The sequence below is a fragment of the Allocoleopsis sp. genome, from assembly GCF_036703385.1.
Lineage (GTDB): Bacteria > Cyanobacteriota > Cyanobacteriia > Cyanobacteriales > Coleofasciculaceae > Allocoleopsis.
Genome location: NZ_DATNPA010000658.1, coordinates 1 through 6,121 on the forward strand (window position 1 = coordinate 1; position 6,121 = coordinate 6,121).

Sequence of the window (6,121 nt, forward strand, 5' to 3'; positions counted from 1 at the left end):
CCAAAGTCCCACATTCACAAGAGGCTCTTTTAGACGTTGCAGCCTAGTTTGGCTATTAGCTATGTTTGGAGCCGTTTCTGTTTCCTTGGGAGGGATGACTAAAAGTTGATTGAGTAACTCAGAATTCCTGAGCAGTGCTGCACCTTGTTCCCAGGTTAATACATCCCACAATTTGCACTCCGGGGATTGCAATTGGGGTAATAGTGCTTCGAGTTCAGTGTGTATTGCAGGAGATGTAGCTGGAGGATAGCGAGGAATGGGAGGTAATGCGATCGCTCCGGGTTGAAGAAATCGCAAGGAACGCAGTAGTTCATCACAATTGCTGTCAAACCACGCCATCGGGAGTCTGTATGTCCAGTTGGGCTCGGCTTGTAATTTGCTCAAACGACAGTACTCACTTAAGTGATCATACCGTGCAAAACCCTGAAGGGTTGCTTGCTCCAGCTCTTCGATAACTTCCACCACTATATAAAAATGAGCAGTAAATTCGGGTAAATTGATCGCTGCTTTGGGAAATGCGATCGCTCTATCCGTGAGAGCACCCATTGCGATTAAGCAAAGTTTAAATCCCTGAACTTCAAAATTACAAACTGCCTCGATTGCATTGGCGTATTGGGGCTGAAAAATTGAACATTGCTTCCGATCAATAGACAATTCCGGAGCGCGTTCTAATAGCCATTCTTCAAAAGCAAAAAGTGCTAAGGCATTCAGATAAGTCTGCCACTGTCGGGCTTCATTTGGGATTTGGAGAGTAAGTTGTCTGGCTCTCTCAATATGACTTCCCTCAAGTATGATTGTTTCTAACGGCGAGGCTTCAAATTCAAACGCAGCATCAGCAAAGTAGTTCATCATAGTGTAGTTCTCCTAAGAAGTCTGCCTTTAACCAAAGACTATTCTCAAACTATTGGTGCTATCGGTTTATATCTCTCAAGTCATCCAGGGTATGCAATTCGTGACTTCTACTTAGATAGATCTGGATTAATTTTATCCAATCTTCACAATTCTGCTCTGAGTGAGCAGCACAGCCTCCGGGAAAATAAACTGTTTAAAGGATTATTTCGATTACTGTGAACTTCAGCCTCAATTTCAGCTTCATGAATGATTTTGGCAATTTCTTCCTCAAGAGCCGCTTCAACTTTTTGTGGGTCTAGAATTGGATAGAATTCAGAGTTAGTGAAGGTCTTGGCTTGTTCTAATATTCTATCCAACAGAGCCTTTAACATTTTTTGTTTGACATCAGCCCGAAGTTGCTTGAGTTTCAGCAACCGACTGACTTGATATTGAGCTTGTAACCCAACTCTTGGAGCAATTTCTCCCATAGCCGTACCCTGACAATGAAATAGATGTAAAGCGGTGATAAATTCTTGCGATTTATTCGTTTTCTTGCGTTGGATATAAGAAAGGCGATCGCTGATAACTTGTTTTAAGGCTTGGTCTAGACAATTAATAAATTGTTGACGATAAAAGGATAAGAATTCCGATTGAAGCTTCTCTGACTCATCAGTCTCTAACCCGTTAGTGGATAGGTGTAAATGAGCATCTCGGCTGAATTGGGGGTCATCCAGAGATTCGGTCGGTAAAAGTCCGCGTCGAGCGCAAAGGCGGTACTGTCGTAGTAACTCGGCTAACTTTTGCAATCGTTGCATTACCGATTGGGTGGATAACATCAGGTGAGTTCTTTGATGAAAAAGCCGAGCGATTTGTTGTAATTGCTCGGTTGTGGGCAACTGACATTGTCCCTGAATTCGCGATCGCTCTGAGGCAAGGCGAGCCCGACGATAGACGACGTGGTAGGCTTCTAAAAGAATGCTGGCGTGCTGAATTTCTCCTAGTGTAAGGGGATAAAAGTCTGCAAAGATTCGCGACAGTTGTTCGGCAGTTGTGTCATTCAAAATAGCCCAATCACTGACTAAGTAAACCCCGTATTCTAGCAAGAACGCCTTTAGTTCGCGATGGTGTTTTACCAGCCGCATTGTCCAAGTTGCTAGGTTGCCCCGCTCTGGATTAAAGCTCTGCAAAATTTCTGTAGCCAACGCGCTGTAGGTTGACTTGATGCCATTTTGCGGAGTTGATGGGGAGCGATTTTCTCCCATTGCAACATCGGTGAGCAGGAACGGAAATAAGTCGTAGCGGGTGAAGCCATGATGGATGCCAAACTTCGTTTCTAAGTGAATACAGGCTTGCTCAATTTGCTTTGAAATAAAACACCGCAAACAAAGCTCAGCTAGACTTGGCTTAGCCGTGTCCCCATCAGTCTCCTCACCTCGAACCCAATGCCACAAGCGACGTTGAATGACTAGCTCTGGCACCTTTTGTCCCGCCGCGAATTCAGGAAAGTGCTGGAGGAAGAAGGCTTTCGCTTCTGGAATTTCCTCTCGTTTACACCCCCGTTGCGCATCTATCCTGATCAGGTTCCAGTATCTCGATGCAGCATTCATCGTAGTTTTACCAACCTCATACCATTTTGGATTTTGGATTTTAGATTTTGGATTGCAGAAACCTTATGAGGCAATGGTTTCAATCTCTGATCTGTCGCATCCTCTGTTGAAATTGGTATCACAATGGCTTGCATAGGCTTAGGTTTGCACATCTATGACTCTTGTAGTCATATCTAGTTCTGGATACTCTCTCCCTATGCAGTTTTAGCCGTCGTTGAGACTATGCCTTTCTATGGAGTGATAAGCACAAAATGTTACTTATATCGGAAGAAAGACGTTATTTGTAAGAAAAAGTTACATTATTAAATTAGAACTACTTAAAAAGTGCGTTTCATCCCTAGTGCGAGAAGGCAGTTCGCGTAGCGTTCTCCGTAGCAGTAGACAGGAGGCAGAAGGCAAGAAAGTTTGTACAGTAAGCTTTTTAACCTTTTTCAGCTCGATAGTTATTTATGCCACGCTGCACTAGAGGCCATCTGTCAAGATGCCTTTGTTTTCTTTGCGATCGCACAGCGTTTCCAAAGGGCAAGATGCAACTGAGCTCAAACAGCTAGGTGTATGAACGCAACTTGGTATTACTAAACAACCTATCTTGTTTTGAATTATTCGGAGTGTATACAGTGCTCGCTGATAAAGTACTAAGTCCAGGTGAACTGAGTTCTCGGAGTACGGAAGAACTTAAACAAGAACTTCTGAAGCTTACTGCAAACCGAGACACAAACCCTTTAAAAGAAAAAGTGCTGTTTTATAAAAATGAATTAGCGCCCATTGCCGAAGAGCTAAGCCGGCGCAATCCGTTTCCCAACGCGGAAGACCAAGTAGCGATCGCGTTGGGCGCGTGGACACCTGTCTGGTCTACCATACCTTATCAGGACATTGTGCCAGGACGAATAAGGGAGCAGTCTTACCAAATTTTTCACGACAACGGTTACTATGCCAATATGGCACGCTACGCTCCAGGAGAGAAGCTGCCTTTGTTAGGAAAATTGTTCTCATCTTTTTTGGCTTATGACTTCATGGTGCTGCAAAAATTTGAGGTACAGAAAGGTCAGTGGCAGATTGAAAATATTGGGATAGAGCAAGCTTTTAGGATGAGAGCCATTCCACTGAGTGTACAAAAGGCAGAGGATTGGTTTACTAAAGTCGTTCAGTCTAAAGCCAAGAAGCTTTCCCAAACAAGTGAGGCTCTAGAAGCACCGTCCTTAGAAAATCTAGATCGAGGGACTGCCAAAAAGTTAAAAACATCGTTCAGGATGACACCTCAGTTCGAGCATCTTTATATTGATCGCGACTTTCGTCTGGTTAAGACGCAACGCGAAGCCAAACAGCGCCCTTCTTATACCATTGCTCTTCGTCTTCAAGGATGAGTAAGGCGATCGCCTTTAAAGGCTGTATAAAAAGAAAACCCCACTAGCATGACTGCTGGTGGGGAAGGCTGCAAGTTGTCTGTAGTGCTGTCTGTTTATATATCTGGAGAGGATGCCACTTATGCAGTTCCTTGCGCGACTTCCAGTTGAGAAAACATAAAACGTTACAATCGTCTGGAGGAGTACTGGAAAAAACGACTGATGGGTGAGTTCACACGCCGACAATTTATCATTACCTCCGCGTTAACAGCAGGGTTTACGCTGGCAGCACACCCGATTCTTGCCCAAGTGATCACGACTGATACGAAAGGCTTAGTGGCGGGTGAAGTGAAGATTCCTGTAGAGGATGGAGAGATTCCTGCTTATCGCGCAATGCCTGCGAGGGGCAATAAATTCCCGACGGTGCTGGTGATTCACGAAATCTTTGGTGTTCATGAACATATCCAGGATATCTGTCGTCGCTTTGCCAAATTGGGGTATCTTGCGATCGCACCTGAAATGTTTGTCCGTCAAGGCGATGTATCCAAGTTGACGGATATTCAAGAGCTCGTCTCCAAGGTTGTGTCTAAAGTTCCTGATTCCCAAGTCATGTCCGATCTGGATGCAACCGTCGCTTGGGCAAAAAAATCCAGTAAAGGGAACATCAATAAACTCGGAATTACAGGTTTTTGCTGGGGTGGGCGAGTTACCTGGCTTTATTGTGCTCATAACCCCGCCGTCAAAGCCGGAGTTGCCTGGTACGGGCGCTTAGAAAGTCAATCTAATCCCCTTACCCCCAAGCATCCCATTGATATTGCTGCCAATCTGAAAGTACCAATCCTCGGACTCTACGGTGGCAGTGATCAGGGAATTCCTGTTGAAGCGGTACAGAAAATGCGCGAGTCACTTAAAGCTGGGAATACTGGTTCGCAAATCATCGTTTACCCGAATACACCCCACGCTTTTTTTGCTGACTACCGCTCGAGTTATCGGAAACAGCAAGCAAAGGATGGTTGGAAACGCTTACAAGCGTGGTTTAAGCAGCATGGTGTTGCATAATTACCCGTCAGCTTCATGGTGCCTAAAAGCCGGAGCGGGTAATTTCACCCCAATTGGTTGCCGTCAACTCCTAACTGATTGAACAACTCAGAGCATTCGCGGTTGCTCATCTGCTCTAAATGATCGTGAGTCAGCCTATATTGAGTTCCGCGAATCTCACACTGTAGCACAATTTCTCCATTTCTTTCGTGTACAATAGCCCCGTTAATCGCTTCATGAACTTTAAATATCAGCAGCTCAAAATAGCTGTATTGGAGAGATATTATTGTATTTGAAATGCCTTGTGAAGCTCGGTACAGGCTCTCTGGAATATTAGACCCTACTTGGGAATTTAATTGATACAATAAGCCGTTATTTGAAGGCATTTTTTTAGATTTCATCTGTCTACAAGAACAATTCTATCTTTATTAAATTTATAGTACCTGCGCCGAATGGCCTAAGTTTTCTACGTAAATATACAGAGGACTATTGCGTCGATATAAGTATTGAACGGCAAACGGCAAAGACTAATCTTCTCGGAAAGTTGGTGCTGTGATTTGAAGCAGGTTTGTGCTGTGATTTGACAACGCCAAATTTAATTTTTAACGGCAGTAAAAATGTCACTGGAGCGGCTGGTTTACTTTGTGATATATGAAAGTCAAGTACACTCTATAATTGAACACTCTGAAAGTTAACCTGGCTGAGGCTGGCATTACTCAAGTTTGCCGACTCCAGTTGGCCTCATTGAAGTAGGCATCCCTCGAATGGATGGGCTTTCTGGCGTGGAGTGTTAGAGGCGGACGAAGCAGAAGGCGCAGCAAGGTAATGGCTTGAGCCGATGCGATCGCACTATCATCATCCTCAATACAGCTACCACTGTGCCGATTTCCTCCTGAGAACTGCTAAACTATCGCCATCTTCATAGAATCCAGACGGTATAAACAAGATGAGTCAGCTGCAATGCCCTAAATGTCAAGGAACGCTCGAATCAGTTATCTATGCAGATGTTGAAGTAGAGCGTTGTACGAACTGCAAAGGAATCTGGTTTGATTCCCAAGAGGCTCAGGAACTTAAGAGAGTTAAAGGCGCTGAAAGTATCGACATTGGCGACCCTTCAACAGGTAAAACCTTCGATGCGATTGAGAACATCAATTGCCCGAAATGCCAGACCCAACTCACAAAAATGGTTGACCTCAAACAGAGCCACATCCGGTATGAAAAATGCCCAGTCTGCTATGGTCTTTGGTTTGATGCGGGTGAATTTAAGGATTACAAGGAAGAAAACCTCTCAGACGTATTTAA

The 6,121-nt window shown here is 44.4% G+C and carries 7 protein-coding genes; 3 read left to right on the top strand and 4 right to left on the bottom strand.

From position 1 onward, the window contains the following. Positions 1 to 852: DUF1822 family protein (locus tag V6C93_RS31080; RefSeq protein ID WP_333480546.1), on the bottom strand; the 852-nt coding region annotated here is incomplete at its 3' end. Positions 853 to 995: 143 nt separating this feature from the next. After that, positions 996 to 2,438 carry a hypothetical protein gene (locus tag V6C93_RS31085; protein WP_333480547.1) on the bottom strand — a complete coding sequence of 481 codons (1,443 nt, stop codon included), beginning with the start codon at positions 2,436 to 2,438 and terminating at the stop codon, positions 996 to 998. Positions 2,439 to 3,055: 617 nt separating this feature from the next. On the opposite strand from V6C93_RS31085, the gene V6C93_RS31090 reads away from it, so the two are divergent. Beyond that, positions 3,056 to 3,802: a hypothetical protein gene (locus V6C93_RS31090; RefSeq protein ID WP_333480548.1), complete on the top strand. Its 747-nt coding sequence runs from the start codon at positions 3,056 to 3,058 to the stop codon at positions 3,800 to 3,802. A 201-nt stretch (positions 3,803 to 4,003) separates the two neighbouring features. Further along, positions 4,004 to 4,840, top strand: a complete 837-nt coding sequence (locus tag V6C93_RS31095) for a dienelactone hydrolase family protein (RefSeq protein ID WP_333480549.1) — start codon at positions 4,004 to 4,006, stop codon at positions 4,838 to 4,840. 44 nt (positions 4,841 to 4,884) lie between these two features. Here the strand turns inward: V6C93_RS31095 and V6C93_RS31100 are convergent, their stop codons facing one another. Further along, positions 4,885 to 5,220 (bottom strand): hypothetical protein, encoded by a 336-nt coding sequence (locus V6C93_RS31100; protein ID WP_333480550.1) that lies wholly within the window; start codon positions 5,218 to 5,220, stop codon positions 4,885 to 4,887. A gap of 268 nt (positions 5,221 to 5,488) precedes the next feature. After that, positions 5,489 to 5,554 carry a hypothetical protein gene (locus tag V6C93_RS38870; protein ID WP_414644317.1) on the bottom strand — a complete coding sequence of 22 codons (66 nt, stop codon included), beginning with the start codon at positions 5,552 to 5,554 and terminating at the stop codon, positions 5,489 to 5,491. Positions 5,555 to 5,765: 211 nt separating this feature from the next. Between V6C93_RS38870 and V6C93_RS31105 the strand changes: the two genes are divergently transcribed. Then, positions 5,766 to 6,121: zf-TFIIB domain-containing protein (locus tag V6C93_RS31105; protein ID WP_333480551.1), on the top strand; the 356-nt coding region annotated here is incomplete at its 3' end.